Genomic DNA, 17,441 nt, shown 5'->3' with positions numbered 1-17,441 from the left:
CATGAGACCGACGCCACCCGCAGAACTTGTCGGCGGCGCCTATCTGCCTCGCTCCGCTTCGAGAGTGCGCGCGCTGACGCGTCTCTTGCTTATCACCACTGCAATTCTGACGGGCTTTGCCATTCTGGGAGCCGTGGTGGCGACGCCCTTGCTCGGTCTGGTCTGTGGCCTCATGACTCTCGGGCTCATCGGACTCGGGTGGGTGATGGTGTGATCGGGTTTTGCAGATGGCGATCGCTACCGAGGAGGTTTCGTTCGGTTACCCCGCGGTAAGCACATCTCACACCTCGACGGCAGCTAAGGAGTAAGGCAATGGGCACGTGCGAAACATGCGGCAACGAATACCACAACACCTTCACCATCACCCGCGGTGACCGTTCGGCGACATTCGACAGTTTCGAGTGCGCAGTCCAATCGATGGCACCGCTGTGTAATCACTGCGGCTGCCGCATTTTAGGACATGGTGTCGAGTCGAATGGCCGCACTTTCTGTTGCGGTCACTGTGCACGCGTCATCGCGAACGGGAGCACTCCCTCTTCGACCTACAACAACTAGCAGCCATGTCCAGTGAACAACTCATTCTGGTCGTCGGTTGGTCCAGCTTCGTGCACGGAGAGTCGACTGCCGGAGACGTTTTGGCCACCGAAGCCGTACGTCGCCATCTGTGCGAGAACGCGCTCTTCCACGATGTAGCGTGGAGTCCGGTCATGGCTTCGGCGATTCCGCCGGCAACATTTCCGAACGTCATCTCCCGCAATGTCATCTACGACGAAGTCGTGCCGGCGTCGTACACCCACGTCATCTTCGTTTGCGGCCCAGTCCACGGTGACCAAATCGCGGAAATGCATCGTGTATTCGCTCATTGTCGGCGAATTGCCCTCGGCGTCAGTGTCATCGACCCGCTCGCGCCAGAGGTCCGCGATTTCCATACCGTCATTGCGCGCGATCAGATCTCGAGCGTGCCATCGATCGATGTGTCTGCCACCGTGCCAACGGAGGATCTCCCGCTCGTCGGTGTCATGTTGACATCGGGACAGAACGAGTACGGGCACCGGCGGCGCCACGAGAGCGTCATCTCGACGTTGGATCAATGGCTTACAGGACGCGACGAATATGCCTTCGTCGAACTCGACACGCGGTTGGATCCGCGCGGTTGGCGCTCGACGTCGTCTGCCGACCAAGTCGAAACCCTGATACGAAAATGCGCAGCGGTTATCACCATGCGTATGCACGGGTTGGTGCTTGCGTTGAAGAATGCAGTTCCAGTTGTGGGCATCGATCCTGTGTCCGGCGGAGGAAAGCTGACCGATCAAGCGACCGCATGGTCGTGGCCCGCTGTGATCGCGTGCACCGAGGTGTCTGACGGCGCACTGGACCGAAATATCCAGTGGGCTTTGTCCGAGCGAGGAAGATGGCACGCTCTCGAGGCTTCGTTGTTGGCCGGGCCGCCGTCGGACCAGTTTCTACGACTCGATGCTGCGCTACAAATCTCGCCATGATCAAGGAGAACCAATGTACGGAAGTAAACGCCTGGCAGTAGTGACCGGAGCGTCGAGTGGAATCGGGGCGGAGCTGACGAACCTGTTCGTGCACGACGGGTATGACGTCATCGCGGTCGCCGAGGGCATCGAACCACACTGCTATGCAGACTATCCTGATGGTCTTGCCGGAACGATCACCGCAGTACAGGCCGATTTGCGGACCACCGAAGGCGTCGACACGGTCGTCGCGGCTGTCGACAACGACGGTCGTGCGCTGTCTGCGGCAGCGTTGAACGCCGGAATCGGCTGCGGTGGGACGTTCGCCGAGACGGATCTTGCCGACATAATGTCCGTTATCGATCTCAACATTCGTGGCACGGTGCGGCTCGCCTCGTTCGTGGTACGCCACATGCTCGCACGAGGTAGCGGTCGGATTCTCATCACGAGTTCGGTGGCGTCGATGATGCCCGGTCCCAACCACGTCGTCTACAACGCCACCAAATCTTTCCTGCAGAGTTTCGCCGAGGGTCTTGCGTCCGAGGCATCCGACGGTGGTGTCACGGTGACAGCGCTGATGCCTGGGCCGACCGACACCCAATTCTTCCGACGTGCCGGTCTCGAGAACACCATCATGGGCCGACTCGACAAAGACGAACCCGCGGCCGTTGCCCGAGCGGGCTACGACGCGATGAACAACGGCAAACGAAAGGTGGTCGCCGCATCTGTGCTGTCCAAGGCGATGGCGGCGGTGAGCACGGTGACACCCGATTCGGTCAAGGCAAGGGCTCACCGAATACTGGCCGAACCAAGCGACGATTAATCGTTTGTTCCGGAATTTTACGGGGATAGCAACAGTGCACGGTAACGATGACGATCTCGAAAGGACTGTTCATGACAATCAACCCAATCGAGCTACAGAAGCACTTGTCCGGCGCCGAATATCCCGCTTCCAAAGACCAACTCGTCGAGCTGGCAGAAAGAAACGGTGCCGACGACGACACACTGTCTGCGCTGCGCAAGATGAACGGTGACAATTTCGACGGCCCTGACGATGTCAGCGCTGCTGCCAGCGACCGAGGTTGAGGAGAACGCATGTCGGCAAGACCCACGACCCAACGCACTCCCGTCCAACTGGCCACTCTGGCCGTCGGACTCGTATTCTTACTGGTGGGAATCCTTGGATTCATCCCCGGCATCACGACCCACTACGACATGTTGACGTTTGCCGGACACCATTCAGGCGCGCAGCTTCTCGGCGTGTTCGCAGTGTCCATATTGCACAATATTGTGCATCTTCTGTTCGGTGTCGCAGGCGTTGCGCTCGCACGAACCGCAACATCGGCAAAGGCCTATCTCGTCGGCGGCGGAATCGTGTATTTCGTCCTTTTCCTATATGGCCTGTTCGTCGATCACGACAGCGGAGCCAACTTCGTTCCCGTCAATCAAGCGGACAACTGGCTACACCTCGGACTCGCCGTTGGCATGGTTGGGCTGGGCCTTCTCACATCGCGAGCACCAACGCGTACCCGAACGCCGTAGTCGGCCTCTCATAAACCAAGGAGAAGCAATGAAAGCTGTTGTATGGCATGACGTCGGCGATATCCGCTTGGACGAGGTGAGCGAACCGCGCATCGAAGCGCCGACAGATGCGATCATCACGGTGACGACGTCGGCAATCTGCGGAACCGACCTCCATCTCGTACGGGGAACCATGCCGGGGATGCTTCCCGGCACCATCGTCGGGCATGAAGCGGTCGGTGTCGTCGAAGAAGTCGGTTCCGCAGTACGGGGTTTCGTTGCCGGCGACCGAGTAGTGGTCGGATCGACCGTCGCGTGCGGTACGTGCTCGTACTGCCGTGCGGGTTACTTCGCCCAGTGCGACACTGCGAACCCAAACGGACCGCAGGCAGGCACATGTTTCTTCGGGGGGCCAGAATCGACAGGTCCTGTCAACGGGCTGCAGGCCGAACGCGCGAGGATTCCCTTTGCCGCGACAACCATAGTGAAAGTCCCGGACGCAGTTACCGACGAACAGGCAATCATGGTGTCGGATGTATTGCCGACAGGATATTTCGGTGCTGTCCTCGCTCGCGTCCGTGAAGGAAATACCGTACTCGTGCTGGGTGCGGGCGCAGTGGGTCAGTGCGCTGTCGCCTCGGCGAAACTTCAGGGCGCGTCGAGGGTCATCGTGGTCGACGGCATCGATTCTCGCCTCGAGACAGCACAAACGCAGAATGCGGAACCCATCAACTTCAACAAGGAGGACCCGGTTGCCGCCGTACTGGAGTTGACCGGTGGGATCGGCGCCGATCGCGTCATCGACGCGGTGGGGATAGATGCACAACGTCCCGAATCGGGTCCCGCGGTGAAGGCGCTGCCTGTCGACACGTCGTCCTTCGATGCCGAGCAGCACAAGGCGGCTCCGGACGGCAACACCGACTCGGGCCAGTGGCTTGCAGGTGACGCGCCGTCCCTTTCCGCCAGATGGGCGGTGCGCGCCAGCGCCAAGGCCGGAACCATCGGAATCATCGGGGTGTATTCGCCCACGTTCGATTCTTTTCCCATCGGCGAAATGATGAACCGGAATATCACTGTCCAGGCGGGGAACTGCAATCATCGACGGTACATACCCGGACTGTTGGCGAAGGTCGCCCGAGGCGACCTGGATCCCACCAGGTTCATCTCGCAGCACACCGAGCCAACCGCGATGATCGACGCCTACAAGACCTTCGACCGCCGTGAAGACGGTTGGCTGAAGACAACGGTGCCGATGTGAATTCGTACTCGGCCGCACGTTTGTTCGGAGAATTCCGGGGTAGGGCCTGCATATGGCGCTTTCCTCATCGGAGCAAACCCCCAATGAACGGCATGAACAGGTTTCATCTCCTCTTCACGCCCGACGCATCACAGGCGCAAGAGCGATCACGACGGCAGTGAAGCTGGGCTTTCCACCAGTGGCAGCCGGTGTCATCGCTCGGCGCCGCGTCGCGATGAAAATCCTCGAAAAATTCGACGCCGACTCGATCGCACTGAAGACCGTCACGAAGTTGCGTGCCGAATTCGGCAGCGGGCCTGTCGAACTGGACATACCGGGGCGCACGGTCGTGGTCGTACTCGACCCGGACGACGCGTCGAACATCCTCGATGACACGCCCGCGCGATTTACGGCCGCCAACCGCGAGAAACGCTCTGCTCTCGCCCCGTTTCAACCTCGCGGGCTGCTGATCTCGAATGACAGGGCGCGTAGATCTCGTCGCCCCGTCAACGAGGCTGCGCTCGAAACCCCCGAGACACTGCACAGTATGGCTAGGCCGTTCGCTACCGCGATCGACGAAGAAATGTCGTCATTCGTCGTCGAAAGCCGCCGAAATCCGGAGTTCGACGCGGGCCAGTTCACCAGTGTGTGGTGGTGCGCGGTTCGTCGAATTACTCTCGGCGACGCAGCACGTGACGATTCGAGTCTCACCGACGCGCTATGGACTTTGCGTACCGCCGGAAACTGGTCGTACTTCTTTCCCAATCGCCACCGTCTACGCGACCGGTTCTTCGACGGGCTGTACAACTATGCCGAGAACGTCGAGGAAAACTCGCTCCTCGCAGCCCTCGACTCCCGCGCCCGCGGAGCAGCAACCGATCCCGTTGGTCAGATACCGCATTGGCTCTTCGCTTTCGACGCTGCCGGAATCGCAACGATTCGCGCATTCGCGCTGTTGGTCACACACCCGGAACAGATGGCCGAAGCGCGGCGGGAAATCGACGGTGCCGACCCCAAGTCGCCTCATCCTTTGCCCTTCCTACGCAGTTGCGTGCTCGAATCGCTGAGGCTGTGGCCCACGACCCCGACGATTCTGCGCGACTCTGTCGTCGATACCTATTGGGGCGATGACCGAATGAAAATTCGGTCGGGTTCTGCTTTCTTGATCTACACACCCGCGTTCCACCGCGACACCCACACTCTGGACTATGCCGACTCGTTCTTGCCCAGTGTCTGGCTCGATGGACGCGCAGAGTCGCAACGAGGGTTCTTGCCGTTCAGTTCCGGTCCGGCCGGATGTCCTGGCCGGAACATTGCACTGTTCGCGGCCAGCACCGCACTTGCCCAGTTGGTTGCGGGCTTCGGCAACTATCGGCTGACCTCCACACCACAGCTGACACCGTCGTATCCCATGCCGGCAACGTTCGACCACTTCGGACTGAATTTCTCGTCCTGATACTCGATTGGAGACCATCCATGGCAATCGCAACCGTCAATCCTGCCGACAACACGACGTTGAAGGAATTCGATGGGTTCACCGATGAGCATGTCGACGATTGCATCTCGTCGGCGCACACTGCGTACGACAACTGGCGGAGTATGAACGTAGGCGAACGGGCGAAATTCCTGGCGCGCGCAGGTGAGCTCATGATCGAGCGAACCGACAAATTCGCCTCACTCATGACGACCGAGATGGGAAAGCTGATCGGAGAGGCCAAAGGTGAAGTAGCGCTGGCGGCCTCGATCTTGAAGTACTACGCCGACAACGGCGAGAAGATGATCGCCGACGAGACCATCTCTGTCGACGAGGGGTCCGCGATCGTGCGCACCACGTCGATCGGCGCCTTGCTCGGCGTTATGCCGTGGAACTTTCCGCTGTATCAGGTGGTCCGGTTCGTCGGCCCCAACCTTTTACTCGGTAACACCGTGCTGATAAAGCACGCCAGCATCTGTCCGCAATCGGCACAAGCTCTGGAAGACCTCTTCCGTGACGCAGGCGCGCCGGTTGGCGTCTACACCAATCTGTTCGTGTCGGGCACGAAGATCTCCCGGATCATCGACAACCCCCAGATTCGTGGCGTCTCGCTCACGGGCAGTGAAGGCGCAGGTGCCAGCGTCGGTGAACAAGCGGGCAAGAGATTGAAGAAGTCGGTACTCGAGCTGGGTGGCAGCGACCCCTTCATAGTTCTCGATGACGGTGACGACTTCGATCGCCTCATCGAAGCGGCGGTCACCGGTCGCATGGCGAACACCGGACAGAGCTGCGTGGCGTCGAAGCGATTCTTCGTAGGAACCGCGACCTACGACCGGTTCGTCACCGAGCTATCGGAGGCGCTGGCGAAACTGCAACCCGGCGATCCGGCCGATGAGAATACGACGCTCGGCCCGCTGTCCTCCGAACAGGCCGCCCAGGATCTCGATGAACTCGTCAAGGATGCAGTGGACAAGGGCGCGACCGCAGTAACCGGCGGTAGCCGAATCGATCGACCGGGCGCGTACATCGAGGCGACGGTGCTGACCGGAGTGACCGGCAAGATGCGGGCGTTCAGCGAGGAGTTGTTCGGTCCAGTAGCCGTGGTCTACGCAGTGGACAGCGTCGACGAGGCAGTCGAGCTATCGAATGCATCGCCATACGGCCTCGGTGCAACCGTGTACTCCCGTGACAACAACGCGGCGGAAGCTGTGGCAGATCGACTCGATACAGGTGGCAGGTCCCCGATAGTCGGGCCACCGTGTTCTAGAGCCACGGTGTGATTGATTTCAGTCGATCTCGCAACCCTCGACCGGTTGGTGGTTGTGGGTGCATTGGGCAGCGTACTCGGACGGCGTGAGGTAGCCGAGTGATGAGTGCCGGTGTCGATGGTTGTGGTCGTCTTTGAAGTCCTCGATCACCACCCTCGCTTCGAGAAGGCTCGTCCAGTGATTGCGGTTCAGGCACTCCTTCCGTAGTCGGTTGTTGAACGATTCGATGTGTCCGTTGTTCCACGGCGTCCCCGGCGGGATGTAGGAGATACCGACACGGTCGCGACAGAACTGTTGCAGCACATGCGAAATGAACTCCGGACCGTTGTCCATTCTCAGGACCATCGGCGGTCCGTCCCACAGCGCGAACGTCTTGTCGAGCTCGTCGGTCAGTCGTTGCGCGGTGATCGAGCGCTCCACGATGTTCAACAGGGACTGCCGGGTGTGTTCGTCGATCATCGACGCGATCTTGATCGCTTTCCCATCCACCGTGGAGTCGAACTGAAAATCCATAGCCCACACCACTTTCGGCGCATCGGCTTCGATCTGCGGGCAGGAGCTGATGCCGGCGCGTTTGCGGGGATGATAGATCCGAACCTGCAGACCCTCCTCCTTCCAGAGCCGGTGCACCTTCTTCTTGTTCACCGACATGCCCTGGTCGTGCCTCAGATGCGCCCAGGCGCGACGGAAGCCGTGCAGTGGATGCGAGCCTGCGTATGTCCGCAGCGACGCCCTCAGGGCCGCGTCGGGATCCGCGGGTGTGTCGGCGATCGGTGTTCGTGCGTAGGTGGAGCGGGCAAGCCCAACAGCTTTGCACGCCAGACGTTTCGACAGACTCATGGTGTTGACGAGCATGTCGACGGCGCGGCGCTTGGCGGCTGGGCTCAGAATTTTCCCTTCGCTACCTCCCGCAGTGCGTCCTTCTCCAGCTCGGCCTCGGCGAGCAGGCGTTTGAGCTTGCCGTTCTGCTCGCGCAGCTCCTTGAGTTCCTTCGCGGCATCGGTGTCCATCCCGCCGTACTGACGCCGCCAGTTGTACAACGTCGCCGCCGACACCTCGAGCTCCGCCGCGATCTCCTCTTGCGTCTTGCCTGCAGCGGTCAGCTCATCGGCACGGCGCAGTTTGCGCACGATGTCCTCGGCAGAGTTGCGCTTCCGTCCAGCCATGTTCTCCATCGTCCTATCCGCCCACTTCAGGGGCAACAAGACTCTAAAACGAGATGGCCCCGTTCACCGGGGACACGCCACAGGCATGGTGTGGATCAATCATCCGACCGCCACGTCCCCGGAATTGCCGTTCGGCGGCGTCAAGAATTCCGGATACGGCCGAGAATTATCGCACTACGGAATTGACGAGTTCGCCAACCACAAGCTGATACGCACAGTGCCAAGTGACTCTCAGATCTCCGGTGCTGGAGGCTGATTCGCTATCCGAAGTACATCGCAGATTTCTCTCGCCGAATTGAGGACTCATGTTGTCGATGGTCTACCGCGGTCCGTACAAAGTGCGCGCCGAACACAAAACCGAACCAAAGATCGAACACCCCAATGACGCCATCATCAAAGTCACCTTGGCCGCGATCTGCGGCTCTGACCTGCACCTATACCACGGTATGATGCCCGACACTCGCGTGGGAACGACATTCGGACACGAGTTCATCGGCGTCGTCGATCAGGTGGGCCCCTCGGTCGAAAACCTCGTCCCAGGTGACCGCGTCATGGTGCCGTTCAACATCTATTGCGGTTCCTGCTACTTTTGCGCACGCGGACTGTTCTCCAACTGCCATAACGTCAACCCGAACGCCACCGCTGTCGGAGGTATCTACGGGTATTCGCACACGACCGGTGGATACGACGGCGGACAAGCACAGTACGTCCGGGTACCGTTCGCCGACGTCGGGCCGAGCATCATTCCCAATTGGATGGACGACGAGGATGCACTGCTGCTCACCGACGCTCTCGCCACCGGATACTTCGGTGCACAACTCGGCTCGATCCGCGAGGGTGACACCGTATTGGTGTTCGGTGCCGGCCCGGTCGGCCTCTACGCAGCGGCGAGTTCGTGGCTCATGGGTGCCGGACGTGTTGTCGTGATCGACCATCTCGAATACCGCCTCGCGAAAGCACGCTCGTTCGCTCACGCTGAAACAGTCAACTTCGCCGAACACGACGACATCGTCGTAACCATGAAGAAGACCACCGACTACCTCGGCGCCGATGTCGCCATCGATGCCGTCGGCGCCGAAGCGGACGGCAACTTTCTCCAACACGTGACGGCAGCGAAACTCAAACTTCAGGGCGGGTCGCCCATTGCGCTGAACTGGGCCATCGATTCGGTCCGCAAAGGCGGAACTGTTTCCGTGATGGGCGCATTCGGCCCGATGTTCTCCGCCGTCAAATTCGGCGACGCCATGAACAAAGGTCTGACGCTGCGCATGAATCAGTGCCCGGTCAAGAGACAGTGGCCCCGGTTGTTCGATCACATCCGCAACGGATATCTCAAACCCAATGACATTGTGACGCATAGGATCCCACTGGAACACGTCGACGAGGCCTATCACATCTTCTCCGGCAAACTCGACGACTGCATCAAACCGATCCTCGTCCCGAACGCGCACTAGGAGCACCGATGCCGTATTCGGCCGACAAACCCACCCGCGTCCGATCGAGCGAGGAGCTTCGAGCCGCCATTCCTGGCTGGGGCGCCGATCTCGACCCTGCTGATAGGCCCGCGTATCCCCGTGAGCATTTCGACCCCGACAGCACAGGGGCGCACTGGCATCTGCCCGAGCAGCAACCGGGTTGGCAAGAACGCGAACGGAGTATCGAACACGCGCGCATGACGCCAGTCTTCGGCACATCCGCTCCCCTGCACGGGCTATCGGGCTCGATACGCAGAGTGGCGTACCGATACAGCGAAGGGCGCGCTGCCCATTGGCTGCTACTGCTCGCCGGCGACCGGGTCGACGCGGCAACCGCGCATCTGCGCTCGTTCACCACCACCCGGCCCGACAACCCTCTCACCCAGACAGGGATCGCCAGCGAGGTACGCCGCCGTGGTTTGCTCTCGCGCAAAGGAAGCCAACGCGTCGACGTCAACCACCAGTGGATCGACCCCATCCTCGTCGCCGGCCCGTGGATCGCGGCGGCCACCGCCGCAGCAGCGGTCGTACGTTCGGTGATTCGTCGATGAACGGCACGTTCACTTTCATCGGCAACGCCACCGCGCTCATCTCGTTCGGCGACATCACCATCCTCACCGACCCGAACTTTCTCCACGCCGGCCAATACGCATACCTCGGACACGGCTTGGTCTCCAAACGTGTGCGTGAGCCGGCGATGGACATCAACGAGCTTCCTCGGGTCGACGCGATACTTCTTTCGCACATGCATGGTGACCATTGGGACCGCCGAACGCAGGCGCATCTCGATCCCGCGACACCGATCATCACCACAGCGCACGCGGCTCGTCGCCTTCAGCGCCGCGGATTCGCTGCGGCAGAGCAACTCTCGACGTGGAATTCGACAGCTCTCCAGCGCGGCGATACCCGCGCGCAGGTCACCGCTATGCCCGGACGCCACGGCCCGACATGGGCACAGAACCTTCATCTGGTTCCTCCCGTGATGGGCTCGATGATCGAATTCGAACACGACCCTGGGGACGAACCAGTTGCCCAGCTACGGGTCTATATCTCGGGCGACACGCTCTACGTCGATGACCTCGCCGCCATCCCGGCGCGATACCCACGCATCGACACCGGCATCTTCCATCTCGGCGGAACCACACTACCGTTCGGACAATCACCCATACGGGGGCTAATGGTGACCATGGACGCAGCCCAAGGAGTGCAGGCCATCAAGCTGATCGATGCAGCCGAATCGATTCCCATCCACTACGACGACTACGGCGTGTTTGCCTCTACTCTGGCGGATTTCGACGATGAGGTACGAGCACGCGGGTTCACCGAGCGCGTCCGGTACGTGGCCCGCGGCGAAACCGTCACCCTTGGCAGGAAGTGACTGCACCCCGATTGCTCCTGCGGTGATCCCGCAGCATCGTGTACCGGACCTTTTCGGTGAAGGTTACCGGTCGCCGGGTCCGCCGGAGCCGCCACCACCGCACCACCGTGGCGCGTTCCCGCCGCCGCGCGGTTCTCATTGCCGCTCGGATCCGACCGGACTACCATTACTGATGCTGGTGCTGGTGCTGGTGCTGCAGTACGGCGCCGCGGTCGCGAGGTGGGGTCCGTCGATCATCCGACGGTACAGATGCAGGTAGGCATCGAGCATGGTCTGCGACGAGCACGCCTCCACTGCGTGGGCTCGAACAGCCCGGCGGTCCAGTCTCGTGGTGGGCGGTATCGCCGCCGCCAGAGCATCGACATCGTCCGCCGGAACCAGTGTGCCGCTGCAGGAATCGACGATCTCCGGTATCCCACCGCGAGCGAATGCAACCACCGGAGTACCGCACGCCAACGCCTCGGCGACGACGAGTCCGTACGGCTCATCCCACGTAGGCGTCGTCAATGCCGCCGCAGCACCTCCGACCAGGGCCGCGAGATCGGACTGTTCGAGATGCCCGGCGTAGGTGGTGCCAGCATCGAGCCGCGGCTCGATCAGCCGGGCGAAGTAATCAGGGTCCGATATCGGGCCTGCCAGAACGAGCCGATATCCGGCGCGCTGCGCAGCATCGATGGCCAGATGCGGGCCCTTCTCCGGAGTGAGACGGCCCGACCACACCACATAGTCCCCTCCCGGCCCGACCGGCCAGCGCGTGATGTCTACACCGTTCGGCACGACCTCGACTTGCTGCGGAACGATTCCGTCCCACATCGATGCGGTGTGCGCGCTGACCGCAGCGAACTTGGTTCCGCGCCCTCCGCTGGCTGCGATCGCCGACTCCAGCCACGGTGTGGGCGGTGTGTGCAGCGTAGTCAGAAACGGCGTCGACAGCGTCGGCGCCATCGCGATGGGCAGGTAGTGCAGGCTGTGATTGTGGATCACGTCGTAGCGGTGATCGGACGCCAACTGCAGCATCAAACTCTGATACGCATGGTGATCGGCCATGAAGCCATCGGAGGGCATCGAGAAATCGGCGCGGGCGCGGCTACTGAGCTGGAGGTACTCCACGTCCAAACGGCCACTGTGTAATGCAGGATCGGACCCCGGGCCCGCGAACAACGTGGTGTCGTGCCCGGCATCGGCCAATGCCTGTGCGAGATGCCATGTGTGCGCCTCCAAACCTCCAGCGAATGGTTGCGCTATGGGAAAGCGGTTCGAGGCAATCAGCGCTATCCGCAACCGTTCTCGAATCAAAGCCCCGGCCCGATGCCTAGGCCGAGCTCTCGGTCGCCCTGCCCGCTCGTCCGATCTGTCGTCTCGACTCGGGTGCGGCTCACACTCGCGATGAGAAAGTGCACGCTGAACATCTCCATTCGTCGCTTTCGCGCGCGCATCCGGGCATTGAGACAGCAACGAAGGATGCACCGGCGCGGGTGCGAATAGGGTCCACCCGCGGACTCGAGGTGAGTGAACCTGACACGCCAGACGCTGGCACGTTGTCAGGGTGTTTTCGATACTACCCCACCGACTGGGCCGGAATGTCGATCCAGGCAGTCACGGGTTTGGGTGGAACTGCTTCGGGGATATCTCCACATATGACGACCACCGACGCCGTTCCAGCAGCCTGTGCCGATACGAGATCAGGCCGGACGATGACCACCATCGACTTCCATCCCACCGTGTTCGCGGACATCGACGTGTATCGACCTCAGGACGATTCGTGGCTGCTGTGCCGTGCGATCGACGAGTCCGGCGTGGTTCCGGGCGCACGCATATTGGACATGTGCACCGGCACCGGCATCATCGCGATACACGCCGCCCAACTCGGCGCTCGCCGTGTCGATGCGTTCGACATCGCTCCAGCCGCTGTGGCGTGCGCCCGCGACAACGCCGAATCTACCGGTACAACAGTGCAAGTCCGCTCCGGGTCCTTCGACGAAGCCCGCGTCCATGGACCGTACGACGTCGTACTGTGTAATCCGCCCTACGTCCCATCGGATTCGCTTCCCTCCGGCCTCGGAATGACGCGGGCCTGGGACGCAGGCCCGGAGGGACGGCATGTGTTGGACGTGCTGTGTGCAACCGCACCGGTACTACTCGATGACGGCGGAACGCTGCTGTTGGTGCAGTCCGAATTCGCCGACCCCGCCAAGACGCTGCGCATGTTGTGCGATAACGGTTTCGACGCCGCAGAAGTTCTCGAACACACTATTGGGTACGGGCCGGTAATGACCTCGCGAGCGGCGTGGCTCGAAGAAACCTGCAAAGCGAACAAGGGCCAACGAACAGAACGACTGGTGGTCATTCGTGCCGACAAGCGGTGATGATAGGCGGAAGCCCGACCGCAACCCGAATGGCTACGGGCGGTTCGGTTGGCGGCGTACCGCAACAGCCGCTGGGCGATCGGCCGAGCACCCGGCTACGTGAGTGCCCGTAGTTCTCGATAGGACACACAGCGTGGGTCGAAAGTGCGATTCTCATTCGTGTTTTACGCGGTAAAGGTGGGGTATCGCGACTCAGGTGACTGCCAACTCCGACTCGCCTGCACCCGTCGATGCCGACCCGGACGATCCTCGTAAGCCCGAGTCCCCGACCGAACTGACGAAGCCGTCGTGGATATTCGTCGCCAAGAAAACGGCGCGCGAATTTTCTCGCGACCAATGCACCGACCTCGCGGCGGCGTTGACTTATTACGCAGTGCTGTCGTTGTTTCCGGCAATCCTTGCCATCATGTCTCTGCTCGGAGTTTTCGGGCAGGGACAGGCGACCGTGGACGGCGTCCTTCAGGTCGTCGGCGATCTCGGCCCGTCCTCCGCCGTCGATACTCTGCGTGGCCCGATCGAGCAATTGGTTCAGGCACCCACCGCCGGATTCGCACTGGTCATCGGTATCGCGGGTGCGCTGTGGTCTGCATCGGGATACGTCGGCGCGTTCGGCCGGGCCATGAATCGCATGTACGAGGTCGAGGAGGGGCGTCCGATTTGGAAGTTGCGACCGGTAATGCTGCTGGTGACACTGATCGCCTTGACCCTGATAGCGCTTGCTGCCGTCATGCTGGCGATAAGCGGGCCTGTCGCGTCGGCGATCGGCGACGTCATCGGTCTCGGCGACACCGCATTGACGGTGTGGAACATTGCCAGGTGGCCCCTCGTGCTCGCCGTCGTGGTCATTGCCGTCGCAATTCTTTACTACGCGACACCCAACGTGCAGCAGCCGAAATTCAAGTGGATCAGCGCGGGAGCCGCCGTCGGCATCATCGTCTGGATTCTCGCGACCGTCGCGTTCGGGTTCTACGTTGCGAATTTCTCGAGCTACAACAAGACCTATGGATCTCTGGCAGGCGCCATCGTCTTCCTGCTATGGCTGTGGATCACCAACCTGGCGTTGCTGTTCGGCGCGGAACTCGATTCCGAATTGGAACGCGGACGTCAACTCCAAGCGGGCCTCATCGCCGAGGAACGACTTCAGTTGCCCCCACGTGATACTCGTGTGTCGGACAAGAACGAGAAGAAAGACACCGACGCCATCGACGAGGGACGACGTCTGCGAGAGAGCCATCAACAGCGCGATCAACAGGGGTTACGGTGAACGAACTGCCACCACGTCATGTCGACCGTATAGCCGAGCCATGGGGTACTCGGACGCCCTATGGGCCAGGCACTCCGTGGCCGGCTCGGGTCGACTCATACCTCGCCGACGGCCTCGACGAGCAGGATGTCGACCGATGGGTGCAGTCGGCGTCGGTTCTGCACTCGAACGGTGACGCCCTCGATATCGCCGTCAAGGACGACGTGATCGTCGGGGTGCGCGGAAGGGCAAACGACCGTGTCAACCGCGGCCGACTGGGGCCGAAAGATCTGTACGGTTGGCAGGCCAACAACAGCGGTGATCGGTTGACCGCGCCAATGATTCGAGTGAACGGTGAACTGGTCGAAACCGACTGGGACACCGCGATGAACCGCATTGTCGCTCGCAGTCGCGAGCTACTCGCCGATAGCGGACCGGACGCACTCGGCTTTTACACCAGTGGGCAATTGTTTCTCGAGGAGTACTACACGCTTGGCGTGATTGCCCACGGCGCCATAGGCACCAACAATGTCGACGGAAACACCCGGCTGTGTACCGCTACCGCAGCGCAAGCACTGAAAGAGTCCTTCGCCTCAGACGGACAACCCGGCTCGTACAGCGATGTCGATCACGCTGACGTCATTGCTCTGTACGGTCATAACGTTGCAGAAACCCAGACCGTTCTGTGGTCACGCATCCTTGACCGCCTAGCAGGCGAGAACCCACCACAACTGTTGTGTATCGACCCGCGGCCAACCCATGTCGCCCGGCAGGCCGCAGTCCATCTGGCGCCCATGCCCGGTACGAACGTCGCGCTAATGAACGGCATTCTTCACGAGATCATTTCCAATGGGTGGGTCGCCCAGGACTACATCGACCGACACAGCGTCGGCTTCGACGACCTTGTCTCACATACGCGGGCCTACAGCCCCGAACGCGTTGCCGAAATCTGCGGCGTCGACGCCGACGACATCCGTCGCGCTGCCTACCTCGTCGGGACGGCCGAGAAACTGCTGTCGACTGTGTTGCAAGGTTTCTATCAATCCCACCAGGCGACCGCGGCGGCAGTGCAGGTGAACAACATCCACATCCTGCGCGGCATGCTGGGGCGACCAGGATGCGGCGTGCTGCAGATGAACGGGCAGCCGTCCGCTCAAAACACGCGTGAATGTGGCGCCGACGGGGACCTGGCAGGTTTTCGCAACTGGGCGAACGACGCGCACATCGCCGAACTGGCCGGCCTGTGGAACATCGACGTAGAGAAGATGCCACAGGGTTCTCCTCCTACTCATGCGATGAAGATATTCGACAGCGCCGAACAAGGGTCGATCCGCATGCTGTGGGTCAGTGCGACGAATCCCGCCGTCTCCATGCCCGAGCTGTCTCGTATCCGCAATATCTTGGCGCAAGAGCGGCTGTTCCTCGTCGTACAAGACATTTTTCTCACCGAAACGGCATCCATGGCCGACGTGATATTGCCTGCCGCAGCGTGGGGTGAGAAAACGGGTACTTTCACCAATGCGGACCGCACAGTGCACATTTCCGACAAGGCAGTGGAGCCACCGGGCGAAGCACGACCCGATCTCGATATTTTCCTCGACTACGCGCGGCGGATGAACTTCGAAGACAGGGACGGCCAGGCTCTGCCACCGTGGCATGATGCGGAGTCCGCCTTCGAAGGTTGGAAGCGAGCCAGTGCCGGTCGTCCATGCGACTACACCGGCATGAGCTACGACTCGCTACGAACCCGCGGCGGAATCCAATGGCCCTGTTCGACAGACAATCCCGACGGGACGGAACGGTTGTACTCCGACGGGTCATTTTGGAGCGACCCTGACTATTGCGAGAGCTACGGCAAGGATCTTGTTACCGGTGACCCTGTCGAACCGAGCGAGTACCGGGCGCTGAATCCCGATTCTCGCGCCGTTGTCAAAGCTGTTCACTATTTTCCACCGAACGAAACCCTCAGCGAGGCATTCCCTCTAGCGCTCATCACCGGACGGACCCTCTATCATTTCCACACCCGCACCAAGACTGGACGGGCTCCACAGCTACAGAGAGCTGCGCCCACTGTTTGGGTGGAGATATCGGAGATGGACGCAGCGAACCTCGGTGTCGAGGAGGGCGACGTCGTCGAAGTATCCTCTCCGCGCAGTTCCATTCACGCCCAGGCTCGAATTTCTGGTATTCGAGAGGGCGTTCTGTTCGTACCGTTCCACTACGGCTATTGGGACGCGAGCAGTGCCGAAACTCACGAGCGAGCCGCCAACGAGCTGACCCGGACAGAGTGGGACCCCGCATCGAAGCAACCGCAGTTCAAATATGCAGCGGCACAGGCGCGAAGGTTGCGGGCTGGTGGCGGTCCATCGAAGGCACCGACGACGACCGCCTCGGCTCCGAGTGCAAGCACCGTCGTCCCCACAGTCGGTGGGTTGGAGACCGTCGAGAGGACGGGCTCCTCGACCACGTCGTAAAACATGCGGGCCAGATGCGGTCAGCCCTTCAGCGGATCGTGGCCCCAATTCATCAACGAGTACCTCCACGGCGTATCGGCAACGTCGCCGGATGACCGTTGGGCGGAGTGTCGATGAACGTACGACACGACTTTTTCCATGTGCGAATAATCCTCCTCCGACAGATCGGCCTTCTTCGTCTCGAGAATGTGCACGATCTTTCGGCCACTCTCATGTCCGACGGATTCGTCGCTGTCCTTCTTCTGACCGACCGACTTCGAATCGTCCGACTTCAGGAATTTTTCGAGCTCGTTCGCGGTCATGTTGACCGCGTCCCTGAAATTTTTATATGTTGTTTCATAGTCCTTTGGCATGGCCAAAA

Annotated in this window: 18 protein-coding genes and 1 pseudogene; 16 read left to right on the top strand and 3 right to left on the bottom strand. The window is 61.0% G+C overall.

All coding sequences use genetic code 11. The features are described 5' to 3' along the window. The first annotated feature begins 1 nt into the window (after position 1). The 9 genes from WDS16_RS02355 to WDS16_RS02315 all read left to right on the top strand — a co-directional run bounded on the left by WDS16_RS02355 (position 2) and on the right by WDS16_RS02315 (position 6,990). A complete protein-coding gene (locus tag WDS16_RS02355) occupies positions 2 to 214 on the top strand; it encodes a hypothetical protein (RefSeq protein WP_338890199.1) in 213 nt (70 codons plus the stop codon). A 98-nt stretch (positions 215 to 312) separates the two neighbouring features. Next, positions 313 to 555, top strand: a complete 243-nt coding sequence (locus tag WDS16_RS02350) for a hypothetical protein (protein WP_338890197.1) — start codon at positions 313 to 315, stop codon at positions 553 to 555. Positions 556 to 560: 5 nt separating this feature from the next. After that, positions 561 to 1,499 carry a polysaccharide pyruvyl transferase family protein gene (locus WDS16_RS02345; RefSeq protein WP_338890196.1) on the top strand — a complete coding sequence of 313 codons (939 nt, stop codon included), beginning with the start codon at positions 561 to 563 and terminating at the stop codon, positions 1,497 to 1,499. 13 nt (positions 1,500 to 1,512) lie between these two features. Continuing rightward, a complete protein-coding gene (locus WDS16_RS02340) occupies positions 1,513 to 2,301 on the top strand; it encodes an SDR family NAD(P)-dependent oxidoreductase (protein WP_338890195.1) in 789 nt (262 codons plus the stop codon). Positions 2,302 to 2,372: 71 nt separating this feature from the next. Further along, positions 2,373 to 2,564 (top strand): DUF2795 domain-containing protein, encoded by a 192-nt coding sequence (locus WDS16_RS02335; RefSeq protein ID WP_338890193.1) that lies wholly within the window; start codon positions 2,373 to 2,375, stop codon positions 2,562 to 2,564. 9 nt (positions 2,565 to 2,573) lie between these two features. Continuing rightward, positions 2,574 to 3,020 carry a DUF4383 domain-containing protein gene (locus WDS16_RS02330; protein WP_338890191.1) on the top strand — a complete coding sequence of 149 codons (447 nt, stop codon included), beginning with the start codon at positions 2,574 to 2,576 and terminating at the stop codon, positions 3,018 to 3,020. Between the two features lie 28 nt (positions 3,021 to 3,048). Beyond that, on the top strand, positions 3,049 to 4,257 hold the full coding sequence (locus tag WDS16_RS02325) for an alcohol dehydrogenase catalytic domain-containing protein (RefSeq protein ID WP_338890189.1): 1,209 nt from the start codon (positions 3,049 to 3,051) through the stop codon (positions 4,255 to 4,257). A gap of 157 nt (positions 4,258 to 4,414) precedes the next feature. After that, positions 4,415 to 5,692 carry a cytochrome P450 gene (locus WDS16_RS02320; protein WP_338890187.1) on the top strand — a complete coding sequence of 426 codons (1,278 nt, stop codon included), beginning with the start codon at positions 4,415 to 4,417 and terminating at the stop codon, positions 5,690 to 5,692. 20 nt (positions 5,693 to 5,712) lie between these two features. Beyond that, positions 5,713 to 6,990: an aldehyde dehydrogenase family protein gene (locus WDS16_RS02315; protein ID WP_338890185.1), complete on the top strand. Its 1,278-nt coding sequence runs from the start codon at positions 5,713 to 5,715 to the stop codon at positions 6,988 to 6,990. Positions 6,991 to 6,996: 6 nt separating this feature from the next. Here WDS16_RS02315 and WDS16_RS02310 read toward each other — a convergent pair. After that, positions 6,997 to 8,144 (bottom strand): IS3 family transposase gene (locus WDS16_RS02310; RefSeq protein ID WP_422395690.1). Its coding sequence is split into 2 segments (ribosomal slippage): positions 6,997 to 7,877 and positions 7,877 to 8,144, totalling 1,149 coding nucleotides; the frame shifts between segments, so codons are not numbered across the junction. Positions 8,145 to 8,223: 79 nt separating this feature from the next. On the opposite strand from WDS16_RS02310, the pseudogene WDS16_RS02305 reads away from it, so the two are divergent. The 4 genes and pseudogenes from WDS16_RS02305 to WDS16_RS02290 all read left to right on the top strand — a co-directional run. Continuing rightward, positions 8,224 to 8,400, top strand: a pseudogene (locus tag WDS16_RS02305) (aldehyde dehydrogenase family protein); the annotation flags it as partial. A 49-nt stretch (positions 8,401 to 8,449) separates the two neighbouring features. Next, positions 8,450 to 9,598 carry a zinc-dependent alcohol dehydrogenase gene (locus WDS16_RS02300; protein ID WP_338890183.1) on the top strand — a complete coding sequence of 383 codons (1,149 nt, stop codon included), beginning with the start codon at positions 8,450 to 8,452 and terminating at the stop codon, positions 9,596 to 9,598. Between the two features lie 8 nt (positions 9,599 to 9,606). Beyond that, complete coding sequence (locus WDS16_RS02295) at positions 9,607 to 10,170, top strand: hypothetical protein (RefSeq protein WP_338890181.1); 564 nt, start codon at positions 9,607 to 9,609, stop codon at positions 10,168 to 10,170. Continuing rightward, on the top strand, positions 10,167 to 10,997 hold the full coding sequence (locus WDS16_RS02290; protein WP_338890179.1) for an MBL fold metallo-hydrolase: 831 nt from the start codon (positions 10,167 to 10,169) through the stop codon (positions 10,995 to 10,997). Before WDS16_RS02295 ends, WDS16_RS02290 begins: the two co-directional genes overlap by 4 nt. Before the next feature lie 135 nt (positions 10,998 to 11,132). Here the strand turns inward: WDS16_RS02290 and WDS16_RS02285 are convergent, their stop codons facing one another. Continuing rightward, the gene (locus WDS16_RS02285; protein ID WP_338893229.1) at positions 11,133 to 12,290 is read right to left on the bottom strand and encodes a glycosyltransferase; all 1,158 of its coding nucleotides are present in this window, start codon (positions 12,288 to 12,290) and stop codon (positions 11,133 to 11,135) included. Between the two features lie 344 nt (positions 12,291 to 12,634). Between WDS16_RS02285 and WDS16_RS02280 the strand changes: the two genes are divergently transcribed. The 3 genes from WDS16_RS02280 to WDS16_RS02270 all read left to right on the top strand — a co-directional run bounded on the left by WDS16_RS02280 (position 12,635) and on the right by WDS16_RS02270 (position 17,080). Then, positions 12,635 to 13,363, top strand: coding sequence for a HemK2/MTQ2 family protein methyltransferase (locus tag WDS16_RS02280; protein WP_338890177.1), 729 nt, complete (start codon positions 12,635 to 12,637; stop codon positions 13,361 to 13,363). A 196-nt stretch (positions 13,364 to 13,559) separates the two neighbouring features. Next, the gene (locus WDS16_RS02275) at positions 13,560 to 14,627 is read left to right on the top strand and encodes a YihY/virulence factor BrkB family protein (protein ID WP_338890176.1); all 1,068 of its coding nucleotides are present in this window, start codon (positions 13,560 to 13,562) and stop codon (positions 14,625 to 14,627) included. Then, positions 14,624 to 17,080, top strand: a complete 2,457-nt coding sequence (locus tag WDS16_RS02270) for a nitrate reductase (RefSeq protein ID WP_338890175.1) — start codon at positions 14,624 to 14,626, stop codon at positions 17,078 to 17,080. Before WDS16_RS02275 ends, WDS16_RS02270 begins: the two co-directional genes overlap by 4 nt. A gap of 20 nt (positions 17,081 to 17,100) precedes the next feature. Here WDS16_RS02270 and WDS16_RS02265 read toward each other — a convergent pair whose 3' ends face one another. Further along, entirely contained in the window at positions 17,101 to 17,433 is a 333-nt protein-coding gene (locus WDS16_RS02265; protein WP_338890173.1) for a DUF3140 domain-containing protein, read from the bottom strand. Between the last annotated feature and the right edge of the window lie 8 nt (positions 17,434 to 17,441).

This window comes from Rhodococcus sovatensis (genome assembly GCF_037327425.1).
GTDB classification, from domain to species: Bacteria; Actinomycetota; Actinomycetes; order Mycobacteriales; family Mycobacteriaceae; genus Rhodococcoides; species Rhodococcoides sovatense.
This window is presented reverse-complemented; position numbering and strand designations above follow the sequence as displayed.

Coding starts and splice junctions, on each gene's coding strand:
- WDS16_RS02355 (WP_338890199.1), top strand. CDS start 2: ATGAGACCGACGCCACCCGCAGAACTTGTCGGCGGCGCCTATCTGCCT.
- WDS16_RS02350 (WP_338890197.1), top strand. CDS start 313: ATGGGCACGTGCGAAACATGCGGCAACGAATACCACAACACCTTCACC.
- WDS16_RS02345 (WP_338890196.1), top strand. CDS start 561: ATGTCCAGTGAACAACTCATTCTGGTCGTCGGTTGGTCCAGCTTCGTG.
- WDS16_RS02340 (WP_338890195.1), top strand. CDS start 1,513: ATGTACGGAAGTAAACGCCTGGCAGTAGTGACCGGAGCGTCGAGTGGA.
- WDS16_RS02335 (WP_338890193.1), top strand. CDS start 2,373: ATGACAATCAACCCAATCGAGCTACAGAAGCACTTGTCCGGCGCCGAA.
- WDS16_RS02330 (WP_338890191.1), top strand. CDS start 2,574: ATGTCGGCAAGACCCACGACCCAACGCACTCCCGTCCAACTGGCCACT.
- WDS16_RS02325 (WP_338890189.1), top strand. CDS start 3,049: ATGAAAGCTGTTGTATGGCATGACGTCGGCGATATCCGCTTGGACGAG.
- WDS16_RS02315 (WP_338890185.1), top strand. CDS start 5,713: ATGGCAATCGCAACCGTCAATCCTGCCGACAACACGACGTTGAAGGAA.
- WDS16_RS02300 (WP_338890183.1), top strand. CDS start 8,450: ATGTTGTCGATGGTCTACCGCGGTCCGTACAAAGTGCGCGCCGAACAC.
- WDS16_RS02295 (WP_338890181.1), top strand. CDS start 9,607: ATGCCGTATTCGGCCGACAAACCCACCCGCGTCCGATCGAGCGAGGAG.
- WDS16_RS02290 (WP_338890179.1), top strand. CDS start 10,167: ATGAACGGCACGTTCACTTTCATCGGCAACGCCACCGCGCTCATCTCG.
- WDS16_RS02280 (WP_338890177.1), top strand. CDS start 12,635: ATGACGACCACCGACGCCGTTCCAGCAGCCTGTGCCGATACGAGATCA.
- WDS16_RS02265 (WP_338890173.1), bottom strand. CDS start 17,433: ATGCCAAAGGACTATGAAACAACATATAAAAATTTCAGGGACGCGGTC.